Origin of the sequence: Nostoc sp. DedQUE04 (genome assembly GCF_034530995.1) — a bacterium.
GTDB lineage: Bacteria > Cyanobacteriota > Cyanobacteriia > Cyanobacteriales > Nostocaceae > Nostoc.
The window spans coordinates 41,702-64,448 of the sequence record NZ_JAVRCA010000011.1 but is presented as its reverse complement, the minus strand read 5'-3'; the positions used below and the strand labels follow the sequence as shown (position 1 = coordinate 64,448).

22 protein-coding genes are annotated in these 22,747 nt (G+C 42.4%); 11 read left to right on the top strand and 11 right to left on the bottom strand.

Annotated features, from left to right (window positions below; translation table 11 throughout):
- Positions 1–61: 61 nt before the first annotated feature.
- The 5 genes from RM049_RS10200 to RM049_RS10180 all read right to left on the bottom strand — a co-directional run bounded on the left by RM049_RS10200 (position 62) and on the right by RM049_RS10180 (position 4,623).
- Entirely contained in the window at positions 62–1,666 is a 1,605-nt protein-coding gene (locus tag RM049_RS10200; protein WP_322690090.1) for an NAD(P)H-quinone oxidoreductase subunit N, read from the bottom strand.
- 331 nt (positions 1,667–1,997) lie between these two features.
- Positions 1,998–2,141, bottom strand: a complete 144-nt coding sequence (locus RM049_RS10195; RefSeq protein ID WP_322704079.1) for a hypothetical protein — start codon at positions 2,139–2,141, stop codon at positions 1,998–2,000.
- Between the two features lie 14 nt (positions 2,142–2,155).
- On the bottom strand, positions 2,156–2,425 hold the full coding sequence (locus tag RM049_RS10190) for a hypothetical protein (protein WP_322704078.1): 270 nt from the start codon (positions 2,423–2,425) through the stop codon (positions 2,156–2,158).
- A 78-nt stretch (positions 2,426–2,503) separates the two neighbouring features.
- Entirely contained in the window at positions 2,504–3,565 is a 1,062-nt protein-coding gene (locus RM049_RS10185; RefSeq protein WP_322704077.1) for a WD40 repeat domain-containing protein, read from the bottom strand.
- 86 nt (positions 3,566–3,651) lie between these two features.
- Positions 3,652–4,623, bottom strand: coding sequence for a GTP-binding protein (locus RM049_RS10180; protein WP_322704076.1), 972 nt, complete (start codon positions 4,621–4,623; stop codon positions 3,652–3,654).
- A 306-nt stretch (positions 4,624–4,929) separates the two neighbouring features.
- Between RM049_RS10180 and RM049_RS10175 the strand changes: the two genes are divergently transcribed.
- Together RM049_RS10175 and RM049_RS10170 are read left to right on the top strand one after the other, a co-directional pair.
- A complete protein-coding gene (locus RM049_RS10175; RefSeq protein ID WP_322704075.1) occupies positions 4,930–5,133 on the top strand; it encodes a hypothetical protein in 204 nt (67 codons plus the stop codon).
- Positions 5,134–5,265: 132 nt separating this feature from the next.
- On the top strand, positions 5,266–6,279 hold the full coding sequence (locus RM049_RS10170; protein ID WP_416212629.1) for a HEAT repeat domain-containing protein: 1,014 nt from the start codon (positions 5,266–5,268) through the stop codon (positions 6,277–6,279).
- A gap of 80 nt (positions 6,280–6,359) precedes the next feature.
- Here the strand turns inward: RM049_RS10170 and RM049_RS10165 are convergent, their stop codons facing one another.
- From RM049_RS10165 to RM049_RS10145, 5 genes are all read right to left on the bottom strand, one after another.
- Positions 6,360–7,262, bottom strand: coding sequence for an alpha/beta hydrolase (locus RM049_RS10165; protein ID WP_322704074.1), 903 nt, complete (start codon positions 7,260–7,262; stop codon positions 6,360–6,362).
- Positions 7,263–7,351: 89 nt separating this feature from the next.
- Positions 7,352–7,792, bottom strand: coding sequence for a SufE family protein (locus RM049_RS10160; RefSeq protein WP_322671991.1), 441 nt, complete (start codon positions 7,790–7,792; stop codon positions 7,352–7,354).
- 457 nt (positions 7,793–8,249) lie between these two features.
- Positions 8,250–8,756 (bottom strand): RNA-binding protein, encoded by a 507-nt coding sequence (locus RM049_RS10155; protein ID WP_322671990.1) that lies wholly within the window; start codon positions 8,754–8,756, stop codon positions 8,250–8,252.
- A gap of 660 nt (positions 8,757–9,416) precedes the next feature.
- Positions 9,417–11,690, bottom strand: a complete 2,274-nt coding sequence (locus tag RM049_RS10150; RefSeq protein ID WP_322704073.1) for a M48 family metalloprotease — start codon at positions 11,688–11,690, stop codon at positions 9,417–9,419.
- Between the two features lie 275 nt (positions 11,691–11,965).
- Positions 11,966–13,594, bottom strand: coding sequence for a peptide chain release factor 3 (locus RM049_RS10145; protein WP_322704072.1), 1,629 nt, complete (start codon positions 13,592–13,594; stop codon positions 11,966–11,968).
- 124 nt (positions 13,595–13,718) lie between these two features.
- Here RM049_RS10145 and RM049_RS10140 point away from each other — a divergent pair, with 124 nt between their 5' ends.
- The 4 genes from RM049_RS10140 to RM049_RS10125 all read left to right on the top strand — a co-directional run bounded on the left by RM049_RS10140 (position 13,719) and on the right by RM049_RS10125 (position 16,481).
- Positions 13,719–14,078, top strand: coding sequence for a DUF4870 domain-containing protein (locus tag RM049_RS10140; protein ID WP_289795354.1), 360 nt, complete (start codon positions 13,719–13,721; stop codon positions 14,076–14,078).
- Positions 14,079–14,454: 376 nt separating this feature from the next.
- Entirely contained in the window at positions 14,455–15,435 is a 981-nt protein-coding gene (gene hemB, locus RM049_RS10135; protein ID WP_322704071.1) for a porphobilinogen synthase, read from the top strand.
- A gap of 378 nt (positions 15,436–15,813) precedes the next feature.
- Positions 15,814–16,065, top strand: a complete 252-nt coding sequence (locus tag RM049_RS10130) for a hypothetical protein (RefSeq protein WP_322704070.1) — start codon at positions 15,814–15,816, stop codon at positions 16,063–16,065.
- A complete protein-coding gene (locus tag RM049_RS10125; RefSeq protein ID WP_322704069.1) occupies positions 16,065–16,481 on the top strand; it encodes a type II toxin-antitoxin system VapC family toxin in 417 nt (138 codons plus the stop codon). The genes RM049_RS10130 and RM049_RS10125 overlap by 1 nt, the downstream gene beginning before the upstream one ends.
- Positions 16,482–16,532: 51 nt before the next feature.
- Here RM049_RS10125 and RM049_RS10120 read toward each other — a convergent pair whose 3' ends face one another.
- Complete coding sequence (locus tag RM049_RS10120; protein ID WP_322704140.1) at positions 16,533–17,129, bottom strand: hypothetical protein; 597 nt, start codon at positions 17,127–17,129, stop codon at positions 16,533–16,535.
- Between the two features lie 555 nt (positions 17,130–17,684).
- Between RM049_RS10120 and RM049_RS10115 the strand changes: the two genes are divergently transcribed.
- The 5 genes from RM049_RS10115 (at position 17,685) to RM049_RS10095 (ending at position 22,558) form a co-directional block, all read left to right on the top strand.
- Positions 17,685–18,668 (top strand): alpha-ketoacid dehydrogenase subunit beta, encoded by a 984-nt coding sequence (locus RM049_RS10115; protein ID WP_292776035.1) that lies wholly within the window; start codon positions 17,685–17,687, stop codon positions 18,666–18,668.
- 175 nt (positions 18,669–18,843) lie between these two features.
- Positions 18,844–20,256 carry a protein translocase subunit SecD gene (secD, locus tag RM049_RS10110; protein WP_322672061.1) on the top strand — a complete coding sequence of 471 codons (1,413 nt, stop codon included), beginning with the start codon at positions 18,844–18,846 and terminating at the stop codon, positions 20,254–20,256.
- Positions 20,253–21,242, top strand: a complete 990-nt coding sequence (gene secF / locus RM049_RS10105) for a protein translocase subunit SecF (protein ID WP_322671985.1) — start codon at positions 20,253–20,255, stop codon at positions 21,240–21,242. Before secD ends, secF begins: the two co-directional genes overlap by 4 nt.
- Positions 21,243–21,315: 73 nt before the next feature.
- Positions 21,316–21,729, top strand: coding sequence for a hypothetical protein (locus RM049_RS10100; RefSeq protein ID WP_322671984.1), 414 nt, complete (start codon positions 21,316–21,318; stop codon positions 21,727–21,729).
- A 361-nt stretch (positions 21,730–22,090) separates the two neighbouring features.
- Entirely contained in the window at positions 22,091–22,558 is a 468-nt protein-coding gene (locus tag RM049_RS10095; RefSeq protein WP_322690077.1) for a GNAT family N-acetyltransferase, read from the top strand.
- Positions 22,559–22,747 lie beyond the last annotated feature (189 nt).

Genomic DNA, 22,747 nt, shown 5'->3' with positions numbered 1-22,747 from the left:
CGCCTGTATGCTAATTAGCAAACAGGCGTGTTTTTGATTACAAAATCTGGTTGAGACTCAGTTATATCTTGGCAGTAGAATCAACAGAGGATTCCGACTGACTAACCGAATCTAACTTTGGTAAAAGCAGTGGATTTTCTGCTTTTACATTAGTGTTGATTGTTGCTTGCAAAAATGCGGTATGGGAAATAGAGTTGTTAGCCAGCGTAAACAGTGGATTTGACAAAATCCCTGCTATAGAAGTGGCAATAAATGTTACCACCAACCCAACCTGCAAAGGTCTTAACCCAGGCAAATCCCAACGCACTTGGGGATAATTCTTCACTGCGTCGGACATTTCATGGGGTTCTTTTACTACCATCATCTTAACTACGCGAATGTAGTAGTAGATGGAGACGACGGTGGTAACTAAGCCCAGCAAAACTAACCAATAAAGTCCTGCTTGCCAACCAGCCCAGAATAAGTAAATCTTGCCGAAAAACCCAGCTAATGGTGGAATACCACCCAAGGAAAGCAGGGAGATACTCAACGCTAGTGTTAGGAGTGGGTCTTTCTGATATAAGCCAGAGTATTCGGCAATCTGGTCGGTTCCTGTCCGCAGTGAAAACAGAATGATGCAGGTAAAGCCGCACAGGTTCATGAACAGGTAAACCAGTAAGTAGAATATCATACTGGCGTATCCTGCCTGAGTACCAGCAATCAAGCCAATCATCACAAACCCAGCTTGGGCAATCGATGAATAAGCTAGCATCCGTTTCATGCTGGTTTGGGCTAGGGCGACTACGTTACCCAAAATCATGCTGAGAACGGCTAGAGCTGTGAAGACAAACCTCCACTCGTCAGCAACAAGGGGGAAGGCTGTTGTTAACAAGCGGATGGCTAAGGCAAAACCAGCTGCTTTGGAACCGACAGATAAAAAGGCGATGACTGGGGTGGGAGCGCCTTCGTAAACGTCTGGTGTCCACTGGTGGAAGGGTGCAGCGGAGATTTTGAAGCCAATACCCGCGATCGCAAATACCAGGGCAATCACTAAACCTAAAGATTGTCCCACTTTTGCTGTAGCAATGCCATTAGCGATCGCACTAAGTTCGGTTTGTCCTCCAGATAGTCCATACAGCAGGGATACACCGTACAAAAATATTGCTGTACTGGAAGCTCCAATTAACAAGTATTTCAGCGCCGCTTCGTTGGAGCGGGGGTCACGCTTGGTATAACCTGTCAACAAGTAAGAGGAAATACTCAGGGTTTCTAGAGAGATGAAAATCATCACCAACTCACTAGCCCCGGATAAAAACATCCCTCCCAAAGTAGCACTCAGCAAAATAGCGAGAAATTCGGCTATTGCGGTGCCACTCTGCTCAACGTAGCGAATTGACATCAGTATAGTCACAATCGCAGACAAGGCAATAATACCGCGAAAGACGATACTCAAGTCATCACTATTAAAGCCACCGGTAAAACCGATAGGATTGGGAGAGTCCCATTGAAAATATAGGGCGACAATCGAAGCAAATAAACCTGCGATCGCTAGATATCCAATCCAGCGTCCAGATGTACGCCCCAAAATCAAATCAACAATCAAAACCCCCAAGAGGGTGAGAATAACAATCCCCTCTGGCAAAATCGTTCCAGCGTTTAGCTGGGATGCAATATTAGCAAAATCCATGAGATGTATAGGTTTTGGGGATTAGACATTAAGGCTAACTCTGTTCACTCTAGCAAGTTTTCTAATCCCCGGACTAGCTCTTTTAACAAGAGCTTAACAGCTTGGGTGCAATCGCTATCTGCACCAACTTCACCAGCTTACCAGCAGCTTTCTCAGTATCCAGGGATTCACTTAACAACTTTCCTACTTCGTTTTTCAGGCGTGACCAAATAATTCGTAATACTCGCCAAAGGGGAGAAGCAAGCTACGTAATTCGTAATTTGTAATGAAAAATGGTACAAGTTGTTACTGATAGTAATTAAGAATTACTTATTATCAATTACGAATTATTTTAATCTTTAGTGAATACCTTGATTACATAAATAATTATGTCGCAGTCAGCGCGATCGCGTAGCGTGCCGTAGGCGATCGCCACCGACAAAAAGCTCATAAAATTAATAAGGGCACAGCAATGCTGTGCCCGTACAATATTCATAACTCCTAAATTTATTAAAAATCGGCGGATGGCAGTTTGCCTTGTAGCGACTGAAATTTAGACTGAACACAGTTGGCACAATTGCAACCAACTGGATCGATAATCGGATTAGATGTTTGAATCAAATGTGGTGTTGGCTCAGGAATTTGTTGTGTAGATACTACCGTCATAAATTGGGTAGCATCAGCAGATTTTAGGCTGGATGCGTTTGCTGGATTGATTACCAGCAGCATAGATACCAGAAATGCGGGACAGGCAAGTAAAATCAGTTTGACAATGTTCATAATTCACACAAAGATAGCTTTGCTGATACAGCATAGCTAATAAATTGCCCAGCTTCAATTTTAATTACCAAGTATTGCTTAACTACGTCCAAATCCTTGACCCCGCAAAACCTTTGACCATACAAGTAATTCGCCCTGTTCACCGCCTGCGGCTAGTAACTTACCTTGGGGATGCCAAGCTAGGCTAGAAAATCCTCCAGAGACACCTGTGATAATTTGGGATACTTCCTTAGCTTGGTTCCACAAACACAACCAACCGTCAGCAGCAGCAGAAGCCAGAAGGAAGCTTTTGGGTGCAAAGGCGATCGCATTAATCACACCCACATGATTAGTTAATACTCGTGCTTCCCAACCTAATGAATCATCCTCTAGCTTTTCCCAGACTACAATACCTTCAACGCTAGAGGATGCCAATATTGGCGCACCTACTTTGGTCATAGCTTCTGACCATGCCAATTGGCGAATTTTACCAGGGAAGCCGCGCATTACCCAAGGATCGGGGTTGTTCCATTCCAAAACGGTGACACTACGATCCATGTTGCCAGAAGCCAGGAATTTACCATCGGGCGACCAAGCCATCGCTAAACTGACAGTAGTCATATCTAAACTGTATGGTTCTTCATCCCAGCTTTGACTATGCCAAATTTTCACTCCCTTGTAACCACTAATAGCCAAATACTGCCCATCAATGCGCCAATCTATACCCAATACTGAAGAGTTGTCGAAATTCAGCGTCACGACAATTTCACGAGTCTCTGCGTCCCAGACTTGGACATAACGCCCCAAACTAAAAGCGAGTTGGTTACTGGTGTAATTCCAAGCTAGCTTGTCAACCCATGCGGGAGCATTTTCTAACGTGGCGATTAATTCAGTGTCGCGCCAAATTTTTACCTGTCCATCTTGTCCACCAACGGCTAAAAACTTCCCATCTGGTGAAAAGGCGAGACAATCTACTGATTTAGCGTTACCAGTTTGTAAACTTGTCAGTTCGCCATCATTCCACAAAACTACTTCACCGGCGGCAGAAGTTGCTGCTAAAGTTTGACCTTGTGGCGACCAAGCGATCGCAGTTACATAATCTGAAAGTGTCCCGGAATAATGTTGTTCAAATTCCTTAGATTTGCTGGTTGTAATATTCATAGTTATGTGCAGGAGTTAGGAGTTAAGAGTTAGAAGTTAGGAATTTTTAACTCATCACTCATAACTCCTAACTCCTAACTTTTTATTTACGCTAAACAAGCGAGAAAATCTTGCTTAAGTTTGGCTGCATCAAGGTTGCGACCGATGAAGACTAGTTCATTTTTAGGGGTTTCGCTGGGTTTCCAGGGGCGATCGGGTTTGCCATCAAATATCATGTGTACTCCTTGGAATACAAATCGATTATCTTCTCCAGCAATATTTAAAATGCCTTTCATCCGAAAAATATCGGGGCCTTGAGTACGCAGTAGCTCCGAAAGCCAAGCGTTTAATTTTTCTCCATCAACTGCACCTGCTTCTACTAAAGCTACAGAATAGACAGTTTCATCGTGTACGTGGGCATCTTCGCCTAAGAAATCTGGATCGATCTCTAATGCGCGGTTCAAATCAAAGGCTTGTACACCTAATAAAGCATCCATTCCTAGTTCAGAATTTTGGGTGCGGTAAATTTTTGCGATCGCATTCATCGCCCGAATCCGTTTTTCTAATTCATTTAACTCTTCTGGCGCTACTAAATCTGTTTTATTAAGTAAAATTACATCGGCAAAAGCAATCTGTTCTTGGGCTTCGTCTGCATCCCAGTGCTGCCAAATGTGCTTGGCATCTACGACTGTCACCACTGCATCGAGAGACAGTTGACTTTGCAAATCTTCATCAACAAAAAATGTCTGAATCACTGGCGCAGGATCGGCTAATCCAGTTGTTTCAATTACTAAATGGTCAAATTTATCGCGCCGTTTCATCAAATTGCCAATGATGCGAATTAAATCGCCGCGCACTGTACAACAGATACAACCATTGTTCATTTCAAATATTTCTTCATCTGCATCGATAATCAATTGATTATCAATACCCACTTCCCCAAATTCATTAACAATCACAGCAACTTTTTTGCCGTGTTCGTAGGTGAGGATGTGATTGAGTAGAGTCGTTTTACCTGCTCCCAAATAGCCTGTAAGAACAGTAACGGGAACTGAATTGTTGATTACGTCAGCCACCATACTCTAAATTCCTCTTGTCTCACCTTGTGGATAATCATTATCGCCCATGATAAATCTTTTTATATTTTTGTGCGAACTTGCTGTTATTTTGGGTTTCAGCAAAATCATTACATAATTTAATCAAGAAGCACTTTCTTTTTGTGCATCTGTAATAAGTAATAAATATTCATAAGTTGGCATAGCTTGGTAGGAATATTGCATCCAAGCTAGTTTACTCTGCCATAAGTTGCAGGTTAGTAGCTTGACAAGAATAGGAAATTTATGATAATCATCACATAAAAAACTATACTTTGATGGAGAAGCGTGGTGGTTTCAAAAAACACTAGCTGCTCGAAAAAGCAAGTAACTCAAACAGGTCAAGCATCTGCATCTATTCCAGTTAGCTTTTTAGTTAAATTTCAAGTGGCATTAGAAATTTCATTTTTATGCCTTTGGTTATCTATGTTGCCGATGGGCAACGCCTGGGGACAAGAGAAGGAGCGCACACTGAGTGTTTCAAGTTACCAATAACCAAACAGGAATTATTGTGGCTCTGAAAGAACAGCTAGAGCTAGGCAAAGAATTGGTTCACAAGCTGTTTCTGATTTAGTTAAAGCGTTACGAAACCGGGATACAAAACTGCGTGCCGATGCTGCTCACCTGTTGGGAAGCATTGATAAAAAAGTAGCTAGTCAGGTAATTCCAAACTTAATTACCACCTCAAAAAACGATCCAGATGCGGAAGTTCGCGTTTGTGCTGTCTCAGCTTTGATTAGCATTGCTGGCAAAGACTTAAATAAATCTACCCCTGAAGTGAAAGCAGTCATCCCCGTTGTGATTGCAGCAGTGAAAGACAGTGATACGGAAGTACGTTTAGCTGCGCTCATGGCCTTTCAATCTATGAGTTTTACTTATTCTAGCGATGACAACTTTAACGTCAAACTCACAAACGAACTGAAAGCGGCAATTCCTGTACTTATGGAAACACTTAAAGATGACAACGAGCAAGTGCGATCGAATGCTATTAGTGCTTTGAGCAATATGGGGCAAGATACAACATCGCTAGTTCCTGTAATTATCCAAGGATTGAAAGACAAAAATGATTTGGTTCGTATAGGTGCTACCTCTGTCTTGGGAAGTGTTGGTATTTGGAAACGCAAGAGTGAAGAAGTAGTAAAAGCCGTGCCTGCACTCATCACAGCTTTGAAAGAGGATAAAAATACACAAGTTCGCTCAAATGCTGCCTATGCTTTGAAATTCATCGGTGAAAAAGTAGCAATCGTAGTCTCCGCACTTATTGAAGCTTTGAAAAATGATTTGGACTTTCAGGTTCGTTCAAGTGCTGCCTCTGCCTTAGAAAGCCTGGGGGAAAAAGCAACAACAGCCGTCCCGGTGCTTATTGAAGCTTTGAAGAAACCGGAGCTTAGATATAATGCAGAAGAAGCTTTGGGACGCATCGCTGAAAGCTGGCAAGATAACGCAACTAAGCTATCTAATCAAGAAGTGGATCTCGCCATATCCTACTTAGAAACGGCTTTAAATATTGCAGAAAATCCCAAGTCTGAGTATGCAAATTTATTTGGGTTTGCAGAAGGAAAAAAACGTTTGCGTCGCTCTCTTAATTTCCTCAAAAAAGAAAAAGATTCCCGCTTGTTTTCTAAAACCCGCCCAAGGTAGGGAAGCAGTAGCTTGAACTAATTTTAATCTCGCACCAAGGCGCAAAATGATTCTTTGCGTCTTGGTATGAGGATTGAATTTTATCGGGAGAACAAAAAATCTTGAACTCCTTCTAAAACAACTGCTGGATATTCTTCATGCAATCCCAAAGAACCAGGAATAACAACGCTTTTCACTCCTGGTAAGGCTACCAAAGCGTTCATTTCTTCTCGTGATTTAGGGGGGCTGGATTCTCCAATTACTACCATGAGCGGTACGGTTAAAGATTTTACAAGTTCCAAAAAATCAGATTGTTCGCGTACAGCATCAAGATTACCAGTTACAAAGGCAGCAGATGCAAATCGCGCTCCTGGTTGTTGAGTTGTTTCCCATTTCTGCTCAATGAAACTGGGTGTAATTTTAGCCGCGTCAGTAAAAACATGACGGCGGTACATGAAACTTAAAAAGGATGGGGTAGTGTTGAGTTTGTAGAGAATTTGACCAAGTATAGGCGATCGCACCAATTCTCTCACAACGCCAGCTATCTGTTGACTTGCCCCCATTGTTGGTAAAGGCCCACGCCAAGTAGGAGCCAACAATACAATTTTTGAGAAAGCAGCCTGTTTGACAGCTAATTGTAAAACGTATGTAGCAGCATGACCAGCCGCCACCACGGTAATGGGAGTATTAAAAATAGCTTTGACAAAATCTTCCAGAAAGTGCTGATATATTTCCGGTCGATAATTCAAACTAGGGCGAGAAGATTCACCAAATCCAGGCCAGTCTATGGCTACAACTTGAAAATTGGGAGCTAGTAACTTGGCAAGTTCGCCGACTTCCAAACGCGTCGAAACACTGCTGAAAGATGGTAGTAGCAATAACGGTGAACCTTTACCAAGGGTTTCATAAACAACGCGCAATTGCTGATTTTCCCAATTCCAGAGATATTCTTGAACTACTCCACCAAAGCCAGTAGCAGGGGTAGATAATAAATTTGTTGACATAAGACTAAATTTTGGTAGTTGTACCTTATTTGTCATTTGTCCTTTGCTAATGACCAATGACTAATCACAAATGACTAAAATAACCAAGTTTAGCTAGGCAAATCTAACTTACATTCCAATGCTTTTTTTTGCATGGTTTTAAAAATATTGTAAAATCCATTAGCACGGGAAGGTGTCAGGCTAACATTTAAACCTGTTTCTTGAATAAAATCTGGAGTAAGCTGGACAATCTCACTTGGCGTTAATCCATGTAATCCTTCAACCAGAAGCCCGACTAATCCTTTGGTTAATTGGGAGTCGGAATCGCCCTGAAACACAACTTTACCGTCATCCAAAGCTGCTGTGATATAAACTTGAGACACGCAACCAGGAACTTTATTTTCGGGTAATTTGTCAGCTTCTGGGAACTCATTGAGCTTCTGAGCATACCAGATTAGCTGTTCGTAGCGTCGTTTCGGTTCGGAAGCGCGTTGAAAGCGCTGGACAATTTTAGCGAGCGCAGGTGGCAAAGAATCTAGAATTGAGGACATAACAGAAGCTGCAAACGATCGGTATCACCTTGAGTGTAGATTATCTTGAAAGCGATCGCGCCTCTGGTTCTCTTGGCATTATCAAGCTTGCCATTACTGACTCTAATTTATCAAATCCAGCTAATTACTGCGTAGGCGCAGCCCAACCTAGGCATTGCATCCCCATCGTCCAAGTTTTTCAATGCCTCTAATTACAAAAACTTAATTTTATTCTAAATAGAAAACTATATAACTTCGTAGCATATTCTCTGCGTACCTCTGCGCTTACCTTTGCGTCCCTCTGCGTTGAAATTTCAACCCTCAATTCTCCACGATTTGACAATGCGATGCTTACGCACTTACAAAATTAGCTGCAAGTATATTTAACCAAGCAGCTAGATAATTATCAACAATAATTAAAAATTAAAAATCAAAAAAAAATTCTGATTTTTAATTTTTAACTTCTCTTCCTTAACGATTAATTCGTAGTTTGTGCAGCTAACATCTGCTTCAGCTTTTCTAATTCCGAAGCCCAACGCGGATCTGGACGAATAGCGTCTGAATCGGTGGTTGTGGTGCTGGTTTCGCGAGAACCACCGCCACCGCCGCCACGACGAGGCTTCTTAGAGCTTTTCTCACGACGGCTACCTTCTCTGTTGGGGGCAGGAGTTGGCGTACTATTATTAGCAAGAGTAACTGGTTTAGGAGCTTGCTCGTCGCCCTCTTCACCCTTTGTGCGAGGTAATGCCTTCTCTAGCTTAATGGGAGTGTCTTTGAACATCTGACCATTATACTTTTCAATAATTTCGTCAGCTTGTTCGTCATTGTTGACTGTAAGAAAACCGAAACCACGGCATTTGCCAGTTTTGCGGTCTTTAATTAATTTAGTAGTTACAGCATCACCTTCTGCTGCAAAAACGGCTTGCAGATCTTGACGATCTATTTCATCTTTAGGCAAATTACCTATATATAGGCGAACGGACATGAACTATACCTCCAGAGTTGAATGAACATGGCAAGGCAAGAAAACAATCACTTAGCTTTGGCTTTTAAATAGATGCTATTGACCAAGACTGCCATAAACCAATTTTTTTGCTCGAAACTGTCAACTTATACAACAATACAGTTTTTCGTCGGGATCAAGCTTGTTTAATCCAAAGGCTCACACTAATGGTGAGCTAATAACACCTTAATTCTAAGAATTGTAAATTTAATAGCCTATTGCCTGCTAAAGTACACGCTTTCTTCTATGCCCTTTTTCGCAGAATCAAATACCATTCCTTACATTACCACGGTATTTTCTACGTAGCTAGTTTAGCGCCTACATTTTCAGCATTACTATTACTAGATCGTAACATAAAACACATTTTTTTATGCAAGTGAGCATATTTTGAAACAAAAACCAGCCAGTGGCTGGTTAATTTGCTGCTGTGTTGGGAGGATAAAAAGGTATAGAGCGGGGAAAAAGCACCTAAATCCACAACTAAGCGGTGATGCTGAGTTATGTCGGTTGCTCTTGTTTGTGTAAATAAATGTAACATTTGTTAAGGAAACCTGCAACTTTTCTTTACATTCCAATTTGTCCTTTGTCCTTTGTCCTTTGTCCTTTGTTGATAACCAATGACTAATGACTAATGACCAATGACTAACCAGTTAAAAAGACGTATGCGCCCCAAGCCTGTGCTGCAACAGCTAAAAAAGTAGACCAAATAGGATGAGGGCTATGAATGGTTTTACCACTTTGAGTTTCTAGGGTTTGGATATCGATCCAAGGTGTTGCTCCTCGTCGGAACCAACCTGTGACGATAATTTGCCGCCCGATTAGATCCTGGTGATTGACTGACTGTCCTAGCCAAGAAATGTGGTGCAATTTCACCAAACCTGCGCTGGATTGCAAGATTAAATCTTGCGCTAGGGTGTTACTAGTGCCTTGACGACCTAATAATTTACCCACAAGACGCACGCTGACGCTATCAATAGGTAAGGCAGAAGGGTCAGCTAACAGGTTGGGTAAGCTGTCGTCAGTTTGTACGGTGGCAGGTTTAATATCGGGGAAGAAAGAATTAATCCGCATCACAGTACCGATGCTAAAGCCAATCAGAAGGCAGCCTGTAATGAAAGACCAATCTTCATATATCCACTTTAGATTTAAAAACTTGAGTGTGAATGCTAGTTGCCAGGTTAGCCAGACGAAAGCTGCAAACAGAACCCCTAGAGGAATTCCCAACCAGGGAGCGACTTGTAATAGAAAAGACTGACGCTTAACCTTTGATGGAACGCTAGCAAAATGTAGTTCGGTGTCTAGATGCCAGTGACGAGCTATTTGACAAAGGCGTTCGATGCGATCGCCCATTAAAGGATGGCTATTATTAATCGTAAACCATCGGCGATAGGGATTGGCCGTATCCCACTTTAAAAAGGATTCAAAAGATAGATTACTGGCAATAGTGCCCAAAGATAAACTCTGTTGGTAGCTGACTGGTGTTAAAAGATTTAAGCTTTCCAGTTGCCAACTGGTGTGTTCTTGTTTTTGGATATCAGCGGCGATGCCAATGGCAATTTTGAGTAAAGCGCGAATCAGAGCATTGGGATTACCAGTAATTTCAGCAGCGACGCGATCGCTATAATAAAGCCGCAACCGCGACAACCACAATGCAGTTCCAGTCAGCAAACACCAAATTCCATAAATTAGACTCGCCAGAATTGTCACTGGCCAGCGCCAAATTTTCGCTGATATTTTGTCTCCTAACTCCGACACTTGCTGATATAGCTGATGAGTTGGGAGTGTCACCAGCAGCAACAAAGACATTACAGCAAAATCCCAGTGAGCTATATGCCCTAGTTGCGTGGCGTAAATAATGGCGATTTCATCATCTGCTAACTGCTCTAATAACCCTTGACTGACAACAATCCTGGCATTACGTGGTAAACTACCATAAGTCAGAATAATTGGTGCAGCCGTTGGTAAAATCCGCAGTTTGGGTAACGGCCAGTGCCGCTGCTGGCAACAACGTTGTAGCACCCGAACAGCTTCGCGGCTATGAGTATTCAATACATCTTTCGGAAATTCTCGCTGGCCATACAGGTTCGTCAGTAGCAAATCCAGCAACCAAGGTGATACCCCGATTAAAATCACCAATGCGATCAGCAACAGTTGAGTAGGATCTTGGTATAAAAACTGTATTGGCTCCAGATAAGGTAGTTTGACTAAAGCCTGGTTGATTAATCCTAATGCCAACTTGAGGATTTCTCGTATTACCCAAAACAGGGCGATAAATGTCCCTGCCGATAGTAGCCGCAAGGGAATTAATTTTGGTTTACGTAGTGGTTGCCATGCTTTGGCTCGTTGTGCTTGCCGCCAATAAATAACGCCGAATAATTTGGCTTGAGTGCGGGTAACAGAACCCATGAAGCCGCTTAGGGGTGTAGCTGGTGGCGGCGGTGGTGGCGGTGTCGCTAATGTAGCTTTGAGTCTAGCTAGTGGCACCATTGGCGGGATGTCGTCGCTTTTGGTTTCTATGACTCGATCGTTCGGTTTTTCCTCTGATGTAGGAGTTTCCGGGGGAGTAATGGGGGTTGAATCTGCTGGCGTTGAATTCTCAAAGGGAACAAATCCAGTTTCGACTTTTTTTGATTCTCGATCGGATTTTTTACGTTTTGTCAGGTGTTCGAGAGCGCGTGTTGCCCACTCTTGAACTTGCGGATTGTTACTCTCAATGAGATTCTGGGAAATAGCGATCGCTTTGGAAACTTCGCCAGTGCGAGCATAAGCCATCACTAAACCAACCTGAGCTTGTAAGCTAGCAGTCCCATTATGGCTGCTAGCAATAGGTTCTAGTTGAGCGATCGCTGTTTGGTAATTTCCCTGCTTGAGGGCAACTAAACCAGCCTCCAAAGACGGTTTGGCATGTGAAGGCATACAAATTCTGGCACTCCAATCTCTTCTAAATGATCCACGTTTGTGCAAAAGCGCGAACCTCGGATGCCGTGGAAATCAACCGCGCTCAAGTTTTGCTTGTCAACTAATTTTGGATTTTGGATTTTGGATTTTGGATTTTGGATTGAGCCTGACCACAAGGTTACTTGGCTCAAGGATTTTAAATTAAAGATTTTAGATTTGTTCTACCCACTAGGGGCAAGGCATGAACAAAAAAATCTAAAATTTAAAATCTAAAATCTAAAATTCGTAGTGAATTATTCCTCCACTGGTTGTTGACTAGAAAATACTGGAGCGATCGCGCTTAATTTTAACTCTGGATGGTCGCCCAATAACTGTTGACAATTCCATTCATTGCGGAATAGCAACACTGGTCGTCCCATACTGTCTTTAACTGTAGTGGTATTGAATATTCGTCCCACTTTTTCTAATGCTTCCCAACCACCCTCAACCCAACGGGCGACACTGTAGGGCAATAAATCTAATATGGTTTCTACACCATACTCATTTTGTAAACGAAACTGTACTACCTCGAATTGCAACTGACCCACCGCCGCCAAAATTGGATCGCGCTTGGCTTCATCAGTTGAATACATAATTTGCACAGCACCTTCTTCTCGCAATTCCGCAACGCCTTTTTGGAATTGTTTAGATTTCGAGGGGTTGGGATTCCTCAAAGATGCAAACAGTTCCGGCGAGAAATACGGAATCCCCTCATATTCGAGCTTTTGTCCCGTGTAAATTGTATCCCCGATCGCAAAAACACCAGGATTATTCAAACCGATCACATCGCCAGGATAAGCCACATCAATCGATTCTCGCTCTTGAGCAAAAAGTTTTTGCGGGCGAGATAGACGGATGAGTTTACCAATGCGGGCGTGATTCACCATCATATCTTTTTCAAACTTACCAGTGCAAACCCGGATAAATGCAACGCGATCGCGGTGTTTCGGGTCCATATTCGCTTGCAGTTTGAAGACAAACCCCGAAAATTCCGGGTATGTAGGGGGAACTTCACCAACACTGCTGATATGAGAACCGGGTTTGAGGGCATAGTCGAGGAAATACTTGAGGAATAACTCTACCCCGAAGTTAGTCATGGCGCTACCAAAAAACACAGGCGTCATTTTCCCTTCGTGTATCAACTGCAAATCTAGCTCTGGGCCAACTCCTTCTAAGAGTTCTAGATCGTTTTTCAGTTGATAGTACAGATTTTGTTCTAGCTGTTCTTCTATTCTCGGATCGCCTAACTCCACTATTGTATCGCGGGCTTCTCGGCTGCCGTGGGCGCTGCGTTCAAACAGGTGTATTTGTTGCTTGTGTCGGTCAAAAACACCTTTAAAGCGATCGCCCATCCCAATCGGCCAGTTTACCGCATAGGTTTGCAATCCCAATTCTTGCTCAATTTCATCCAACAATTCCAGAGGTTCCCTTCCGGGGCGATCGAGCTTGTTGATAAATGTAAAAATTGGGATACCCCGCAACTTACACACTTCAAACAATTTGCGGGTTTGCGGTTCCAAACCTTTTGCCGCATCAATTAACATTACTGCATTATCGGCAGCAGCGAGGGTGCGATAAGTATCTTCACTGAAATCTTGGTGTCCGGGAGTGTCCAATAAATTGATTTGACAATTCTGGTATTCAAATTGCAACACTGTGGAGGTAATGGAAATACCCCGTTGTTGCTCCATCGCCATCCAGTCAGAAGTAGCCTTTCGTTGTGCCCGTCGTGCCTTAACGGCCCCAGCTTCGTGAATTGCACCCCCGTACAGGAGTAGCTTTTCAGTTAGTGTAGTTTTACCTGCATCGGGGTGAGATATAATCGCAAAGTTGCGGCGAAGTTCAACTGCTTGAGTAAGTTCAGACTGAAGTTCAGTAGACATAAATGTATTTGTTTGTCAGCTAGCTTAATTTTTTTTGACTCTGGTAAGTCTTTTAATCTTAAGACAACGATGCTCATGATAGGGTCGTAGTATAACCAACAATCTGACTAAATAGGAGAAAGCAATGTACGACACAGACAAGCGAAAGCTTCTATCTGCTTTGTCTCATGGAGCGATTTTTTTCAGCACAACATTGGTATCTGTAGGCATACCTATCGCCATACTGCTCGTATCTGACGATCCTGTTGTTAAAGAAAACGCCAAAGAATCGGTCAATTTCCACTTTAATGTCTGGTTTTATGGTGCAATTCTGGGAGCGCTGTTTTTTCTATTCGGTTGGTTAGTATTACCTCTATTATTGCTGGGGCCACTAGCCGGTCTGGGATATCTATTGCACTGGGGATTAACAATTTGGGCACTCATCGGAGTTTTCAGCAATCCTGATATACCCTTCCGTTATCCCTATATTTTCCGAGTTTTTTAACAGAAATTTATGGGATTAGGCATAGAGCATTGGTAATTGTCAGTTATTTACTACCAAATACAAAATTTAATTGATTCGTAGCGAATTCTCTGCGTGCCTCTGCGTTTACCTCCGCGTCCCTTTGCGTTTAAATCTTGCCAACAGACAGTCTTACGATTTTAAATTTTGAATTTCTTCATAATGTTGTTTTTTTTCCAGTCCGTCGGATAAGTGCAACCAAGCTGTAGAATACAAAATTGCCCTACAACTTGATTAAGAGTAGGGCAAAGGACAGTTAAGCACTGTTTGTAGTCTGTCTGACGGCAGGAAAATTTTATCCTGCTTTTGTGACGCTTTGTTTTGTGTCTATCTGCGTTGTTTTTCTTGATAAAATTTTATGTTTCCTACACATCGCCCCCGTCGTCTGCGTACACATCCCCAACTGCGCCGGATGGTTCGTGAAACTGTTTTAACAACAAACGATTTAATTTACCCACTATTTGCTGTACCAGGTGAGGGAATCGCTAATGAAGTGAAATCCATGCCCGGAGTCTACCAACTTTCGGTAGATAAAATTCTTGAAGAAGCAAAAGAAGTTTACGACTTAGGAATTCCTTCGATTATTTTATTTGGTATTCCGGCTGATAAAGATGTGGATGCCACTGGCGCTTGGCATGATTGCGGTATCGTCCAAAAAGCAGCAACAGCGGTAAAAGCAGCAGTGCCAGATTTGATTGTAATTGCTGATACTTGTTTGTGTGAATATACCAGCCACGGTCATTGTGGTTATTTACAAACTGGTGATTTAACAGGGCGAGTTTTAAATGACCCAACTCTGGAATTGTTGAAGAAAACAGCAGTTTCTCAAGCAAAAGCCGGTGCTGATATCATTGCGCCTTCGGGGATGATGGATGGGTTTGTGCAAGCAATTCGTCAGGGTTTGGATGAAGCAGGATTTCAAGATACACCGATTTTGTCTTATGCTGCTAAGTATGCTTCGGGTTACTATGGCCCATTTCGGGATGCAGCAGATTCGACACCACAATTTGGGGACAGAAGAACTTATCAAATGGACCCAGGTAATGGCCGGGAAGCGATTAAAGAAATTGAATTAGATATCGCTGAAGGTGCTGATATGCTCATGGTTAAGCCAGCCTTGGCATACATGGATATTATCTGGCGCGTGAAGGAAGCGAGTAACTTACCAGTTGCGGCTTACAACGTTTCTGGTGAGTATGCGATGGTGAAAGCTGCCGCTCTCAATGGTTGGATTGATGAAGAGCGAGTGGTTATGGAAACTTTAACTGGGTTTAAACGGGCTGGTGCAGACTTGATTTTGACTTATCATGCCAAAGATGCGGCCAGATGGTTAAAGTAGGCTAGGCATATTGAATACTAATTTAGTGGGAAATCTCACGCAGAGGCGCGAAGACGCAGAGTTGTGTTTTGGTGTTTGGGCGTGAGATTCTTTTAGGACTTACGTAAGAGTTAGAGAATAACGTAGACACGAAGTGGCTTGCCGCAGGCTACCACAGAGGCGCAGAGAAGCCAGTGCGCTCTTGCGGTTCCCCGACTTGTTCGCTTTTAGCGTTCCCGCAGGGTAGCAACTGGCGCGACACGGAGAAATAAGAGTTTGAGAGATATTTTGCGTAAGTCCTATCTTTATATTTTGGGTTTAGCTGGTGCGAAATTCAAACAAAATCTAACTAATCCACGTTATACTTGTCATACGTGTATTGCAAGGAAGATAAAGGTTATGCTCAGTGTCAGGCTGGATGAAGAAACAGAACGGCAGCTAGCCGATATTTTAGCTCACGAGCAAACGGAAAAGAGTGAATTGATCCGACGCTTGATTGCTGAACGCTGGCTAACCTTACAAGCGGGTAAAACTTTGGTAGAGAGGCGGGGTGGACACCCCGAACATTTGCTACAAGATGCACCAACGGATTTATCGGAACGCTCAAACCGTAAAAAAGCGATCGCTCAATATCTCAACAAGCGGCATTAATGACCTATTATCCGCTTATACTCGCAGATAGCGGGTTTTTGTTTGCATACTACAGCGCTAGAGATCGGTATCACCAACAGGTGCGTCGTTTTTTTGAGAACTGTACTTCTAGGCTGGTGACTACGCCCATTTGTATTGCAGAAGTGGTGTGGTTGCTCAACTTTGATTGGCGTACACAAAACGAGTTTCTTCTAGATGTTGCTAAACAACTCTACGAGTGTGAGCAACTATTGCCACAAGATTTTTCGCGCATTGCTGAGTTGAATACTCAGTACAGAGATTTACCAGGGGATTTTGCAGATTTATCCTTGATAGTCATTTCGGAACGCTTAGATATTGCTGCCATCGCTACTTTGGACAGTGATTTTGATATTTATCGGCGTTATCGGAAAAAGCCTTTTGAGCGGGTGTTTTAGGGATGCGATGTCTACGACGGGCTACGCCTACGCTACTTAATGATAATTTTTTCACCGGACACCACTCGCTAAGATTCCTAAAATTTTATTGACATCTTTAAGATAATATTCACTTAAATCAATCTGGATAGATTGACCTTCTAATTTTAAAAATTGCCAAATACTTCCAGTTGTGACAGTTCCATAAATTATCAAATTTTCATTACCTGCTCGTTCGTTAAATATTCTTGCTGCTAACATTTCGGCTACACATTGTCCTAAACCAGCAGTAATGTTTTCTTTTTTAGCTTCGACAATAATAATGACTGGTGCAGTGATAATTAGTCTTTCTGGAGATCGGGTAATTAGAAAATCACAGATTCCATTTAAACCTTGTGCAGGATCGACATTGAATTCAACACCAGAAAACAAATTTATCTGGTCATTTAATTGTCGTCTCAAATCTAGTAATATTGGAGAAATAATCATCTCAGAGCGAGCTTTCTCACTATTGCTGGCAATAGCTATAGGTACATTATATTGAATAATTTCTTTTAATAATTCACTGCATTCTATATCAGGTATATTAGCAAAAATATCAGTTCTTTCAATAGTATTTATTTGAAAGTTCTGTTTGACTGTCTCTAAAGTAAAATCACTATATGACATATCAGAAGACACTTCTAAATTGGTAATAGCTTCTTTCGTGAATTCAACGCTGTAACTCATTCCCACTGCAAACCAAGTTTTTTGCTATTGCCTTAGCCGGAATTCCACCTTCTTCTGCTTGAGTACGCTGTAGAGAGTCATTGCTGCTTCACTTCTGGTTTTACTTGTTTTCTTCATCGGGGTCAATCAGTAGAGATTGAATGGTTTCAGTAACAGTAGGCATATTTAAATTGTTGCTACAACAAATTTTTTACTCTAACGTGATTGGACTTAAGTTAGTATATTTCAATCGTGAATATCTGAGTATATTTTAAACATAACTCTACGTTTTATTACATAGATAAACCTGTCGCATTTGCCAGAGTGAGAGGCGATCGCTCATAAAACCTCTAAAATCGAAGTTAAATAGCTTTGATATAGTTATGGCAATCACTCGCTCTATACTAGAGGTCGTTTATTTAAAAAACCTAAACTCTAACTAGTGCGATCGCTCACTGTATTTGTGACAGCAGCACGATAAAATTCTAAAACCATAATCGTACTATAAAGGTCTAAATGGCAGAAACACTATTCTTCAACGCCTTACGGGAAGCCATTGATGAAGAAATGGCGCGTGACTCCAGCGTATTCGTTCTCGGTGAAGATGTTGGACACTACGGCGGTTCCTATAAAGTTACCAAAGACCTGTACCAAAAATATGGCGAACTCCGCATTCTAGATACCCCCATCGCTGAAAATAGCTTTACTGGGATGGCTGTGGGAGCCGCAATGACTGGGTTGCGTCCGATCATTGAAGGCATGAACATGGGCTTTTTACTGCTCGCCTTCAATCAAATATCCAACAACGCTGGGATGCTCCGCTATACTTCTGGCGGTAACTTTAAAATTCCGATGGTAATTCGCGGCCCTGGAGGTGTGGGAAGGCAGCTAGGCGCAGAACATTCCCAACGACTAGAAACCTACTTCCAAGCTGTGCCAGGATTAAAGATTGTTGCCTGCTCCACACCAAGAAACGCCAAAGGACTGCTAAAATCCGCTATCCGCGATGATAATCCAGTGTTGTTCTTTGAACACGTTTTACTTTACAACTTGAAAGAAGATTTACCAGAAGAAGAATACCTCCTCCCCCTAGATAAAGCAGAAATTGTGCGTCCAGGGAAAGATGTGACAATTATTACTTATTCGCGGATGCGCCATCATGTAGTGCAAGCCGTCAAAACTCTTGAAAAACAAGGATACGATCCAGAAGTTATCGATTTAATATCCCTTAAACCATTAGATTTTGATACAATTGGTGCATCAATACGTAAAACACATAAAGTCATTGTTGTGGAAGAATCGATGCGAACTGCGGGTATTGGAGCAGAAGTCATCGCCTCAATCAACGATCGCTTATTCGATGAATTGGATGCGCCAGTACTACGACTTTCTTCCCAAGATATTCCCACACCTTACAACGGCAATCTGGAACGACTAACAATCATCCAACCAGAGCAAATAGTAGAAGCTGTGGAAAAAATGGTGGCGTTGCGAGTCTAAAAGTTAAGAGTTAAAAGTTAGGAGTGAGGAGTTAAAAATTTAATATTGAATTTACAACTCCTAACTCCCAACTTCTAACTATCAACTCCTAACTATCAACTCCTAACTCCCAACTCCCAACTCATAACTCCTCAAAAGAGCGCTATTATAGCCTTTGTCAGATGCGAGTTATGGTATGCAAAGACAGCGATCGCTATTAATTTTGATTTTAGTCCTGATAATCGCCGCTATTACGGTGATTGCCACAATTCCGATACCTCTGGGGCTGGACTTGCGCGGAGGTTCACAGCTCACAATTCAGGTGAAACCATCAGCGGATATCCCCAAAATCACCGAACGCGAATTGGAAGGTGTGAAGAAAGTTGTCGAAGGCCGGATTAATGGTTTAGGTGTTTCTGAGCCAGTAATCCAAACAGTCGGTACAGATAAAATATTGGTGCAACTACCAGGAGTCAACGATCCAGAGCAAGCTGAACGGGTGCTAGGGGGTACAGCACAGTTAGAATTTCGTACCCAAAAGGCGAATACAGAAACTCAGCTGCTGGCTTTTCAAGCATCAAGAGCTGAATTGAAATTCAAGCAAGAAGAATTAAGAAAGAGTAACGACAAAGCGGCAATTGTCAAGAATCAAGAAGACTTACAGAAAAATAATCAAGCGATCGCAGAATTGTTTGAAAGCACTAATCCACCACTAATTGGCAAATACCTCAAGGATGCCTATGGTGAACCCACTCAAGGTAACAACTGGAATGTTGCTATTCGCTTCGACCAAAAGGGTGGTGAACTGTTTGCCAATTTGACGAAAAATCTCGCTGGTACTGGGCGTAGCATTGGTGTTTTTCTGGACAATGAACTAATCAGCGCTCCTACTGTAGGTATAGAATTTGCCGCCACTGGGATTACAGGTGGTTCTGCGGTGATTACAGGACGTTTTACCGCCCAACAAGCCAATGACTTAGGCGTGCAGTTACGTGGTGGCGCATTACCCGTACCAGTAGAAGTTGCAGAAAGGCGGACAGTCGGAGCAACCTTGGGTAAAGATAGCATTCAAAGTAGTATTTATGCTGGAGTCGGTGGTTTGACTTTAGTATTAATATTCATGGTGGTTTACTATCGACTACCAGGATTGATTGCGGATATATCACTAGTGATCTACTCTCTCTTAACTTGGTCAACCTTTGCTTTGTTGGGCGTTACCCTAACTTTGCCGGGAATTGCTGGTTTTATTCTCAGTATTGGGATGGCAGTTGATGCCAATGTGCTAATTTTTGAAAGGACGCGGGAAGAATTGCGGGCGGGTAAATCTCTGTATCGTTCTGTAGAATCTGGTTTCTATCGGGCATTTTCTAGTATTTTAGATAGCAACGTCACTACATGGATTGCTTGCGCTGCCCTATTTTGGCTGGGGTCTGGTTTAGTTAAAGGTTTTGCTCTAACCTTAGCTTTGGGGGTAGCTGTAAGTATGTTTACTGCAATTACCTGTAGTCGAACATTGCTATTTTTGGCAATTTCAATTCACTCCTTGCGGAAGACAGAACTTTTCTGTCCAAACCTGCCAGCATCGAATAAGGCAGAGGTGACTCAATGAAACTAAGCATTAATAAATCGCGATCGCTGTGGTGGAGTATTTCTGCTGCTATCATCATCGCTGGTATCATCTCAATGGTGATTTCTTGGCAACAACCTAGTATTCGTTCCCCCTTACGCCCCGGTTTAGATTTTATCGGTGGTACGCGGTTGCAGTTTGTCCGAGATTGCACCAAACCCGGTAACTGCGATAAACCAATTAATATCAACGCTGTCCGGGAAGTAGCAAAAGCACAGGGACTAGGTGATAGCAGTATCCAACTTGTCTCAGAAAATGGTGTAGAAAATGGTGTACTAATTCGGTCAAAAGATTTGAGTGTCGATCAGCGTACCAAATTACAAAACGCTTTGAGCGAAGAAATCGGCGTTTTTGACCCACAAAAGAACCAGATTGACTCCGTTGGTCCCACATTAGGCAGAGAACTGTTTACATCCGGGATGTTAGCTCTGATAGTTTCCTTCATCGGTATTACTATCTACATGAGTTTCCGCTTCCAGTTAGATTATGCTGTGTTTGCGATCGTTGCCCTACTCCACGATATCTTGATTACAGTTGGGGCTTTTTCATTTTTGGGTTTGGTGGCAGGCATCGAAGTAGATAGCCTTTTTATCGTCGCCTTACTTACGATCACAGGTTTTTCAGTCAACGATACAGTGGTAATTTACGATCGCATTCGGGAAACCCTTAAAATCCATCCCGAACAGCCGATTGCCCAAATTGTAGATGATGCGGTTAACCAAACATTGACAAGATCGATCAACACTACCTTAACCGTATTACTGACATTATCTGCAATCTTTTTATTTGGCGGAGAAACACTGAAAAACTTTTCGCTGGCTTTGATTATTGGCTTCACAATGGGGGCTTATTCGAGTATTTTCATCGCCAGTACTCTTCTAACTTGGTGGCGAGAGCGAAAAGGAGAATCCCAAATGTTAGACAACGCTGATTCGATTGATACATCTCCCAGTTCCCAGGATAGTTAAAAAGAGTGTATATTTCCCAATTGGGTGAAAGTATTTTGAATTGCTCACCCACGCCTTGCAATCTTATTTCCCTATGGATCAACCGCAAGAACGATTAAATACTGTCCCAGACTTTGAGAAATCTGACCCATCATTTGCTCAACAAGTACAAAGACTACATCAGCTAACAGTATATGGCAGGTGGCTGTTTGTCGGCTGTTTATGGCTGACCATTGCGCCTGCCTCGTTGTGGGGTCTACGTGCAGAAATTGCTCTGTGGCAACAATATTTTACCTGGGTAGCAGTGAGATTTGGATTGTTCTACCATCCATTGTCTACCTTCGGTCTCGCTTTTTGTCTGGGGATGACTGCTGCTGTTTTAGTTTGGCAAAGTCGGAATATTCTACTCGGACTGCCACCGCAGGAAAAACAACGTTTAGAAAAACAAGTTTATCGGATACGTCAACAGGGAGCAACTCATCCTCTATGGAAGTGGGTTTGTCATTAAATTTTCTTTCTCTACACGTACAGCAATTTATAGCAAAATATGACTTAACCTTACAAAGAAAGGCAGGAGTTAGGAGGCAGGAGGCAGGAGGGAATGAGTATCAATGAAAACTTGCATTTGCAGGGTTTAAAGCCCAGTTTAAACTAATAATTATACCGAGACTGCTTGCAGCGAGGTATAAAACGTCCTTGTTTCAATCCACCTTTATTAAGGGTGGGTTCCTCCTGCCTCCTGAATAGACATCTGCCCAAAAAGAATGTAGAGACTTAGTAGCGCTACGTCTCTACAAGACTTCTGAATAATGCATATTTAATTTCATCAAATGTCTGTTCAAAGATACTGCTAAAAGTGGATGCCATACATGAACGATCTTCAGATTAAATTTAGCGATCGCAAGTCTGAAATTGACCTTTATCAACTCCAAGAACTGTTAAACGTTTCCGCTTTCTGGGCAAAGGGACGCAGTATTGAAGACTTAGGTATAGCTATTGCCAATAGTGAGCCAGTGATTTCCGTTTGGAATCGCGATCGGCTCATTGGCTTTGCAAGAGCAACATCTGATGGCATCTATCGCGCCACAATTTGGGATGTTGTGATTCATCCAGAGTATCAACATAGTGGGTTGGGAAGCAATTTAGTAGAAACCGTTTTAAGACATCCTCGTATGAAGTCGGTTGAGCGAGTTTACCTGATGACTACTTACCAACAGGGTTTCTACGAAAAGATTGGTTTTCAAAGCAACACTACCACTACGATGGTGCTACACAATCAAGCTAACCGTACTTTCCTTGCTGCTACAGAAGTTCAGCTTCAAGAATCATCGAAATAGTTCCGAGCAATGAGTGCTGTTAGCGGAAAGCTAAGGTTTAGCCCGTGCTGAGTATAATAACTGTAATAGAGTAGGGTAGTCAAGGCGCAAGATTTCTTATCTATAGCTGTCGCCAAGTAGTTTAGGACATAAACCTAATATAAAACCTAGACAACAAGCGACTTTCGACCCTCGTTCCCTGTTCCCTGT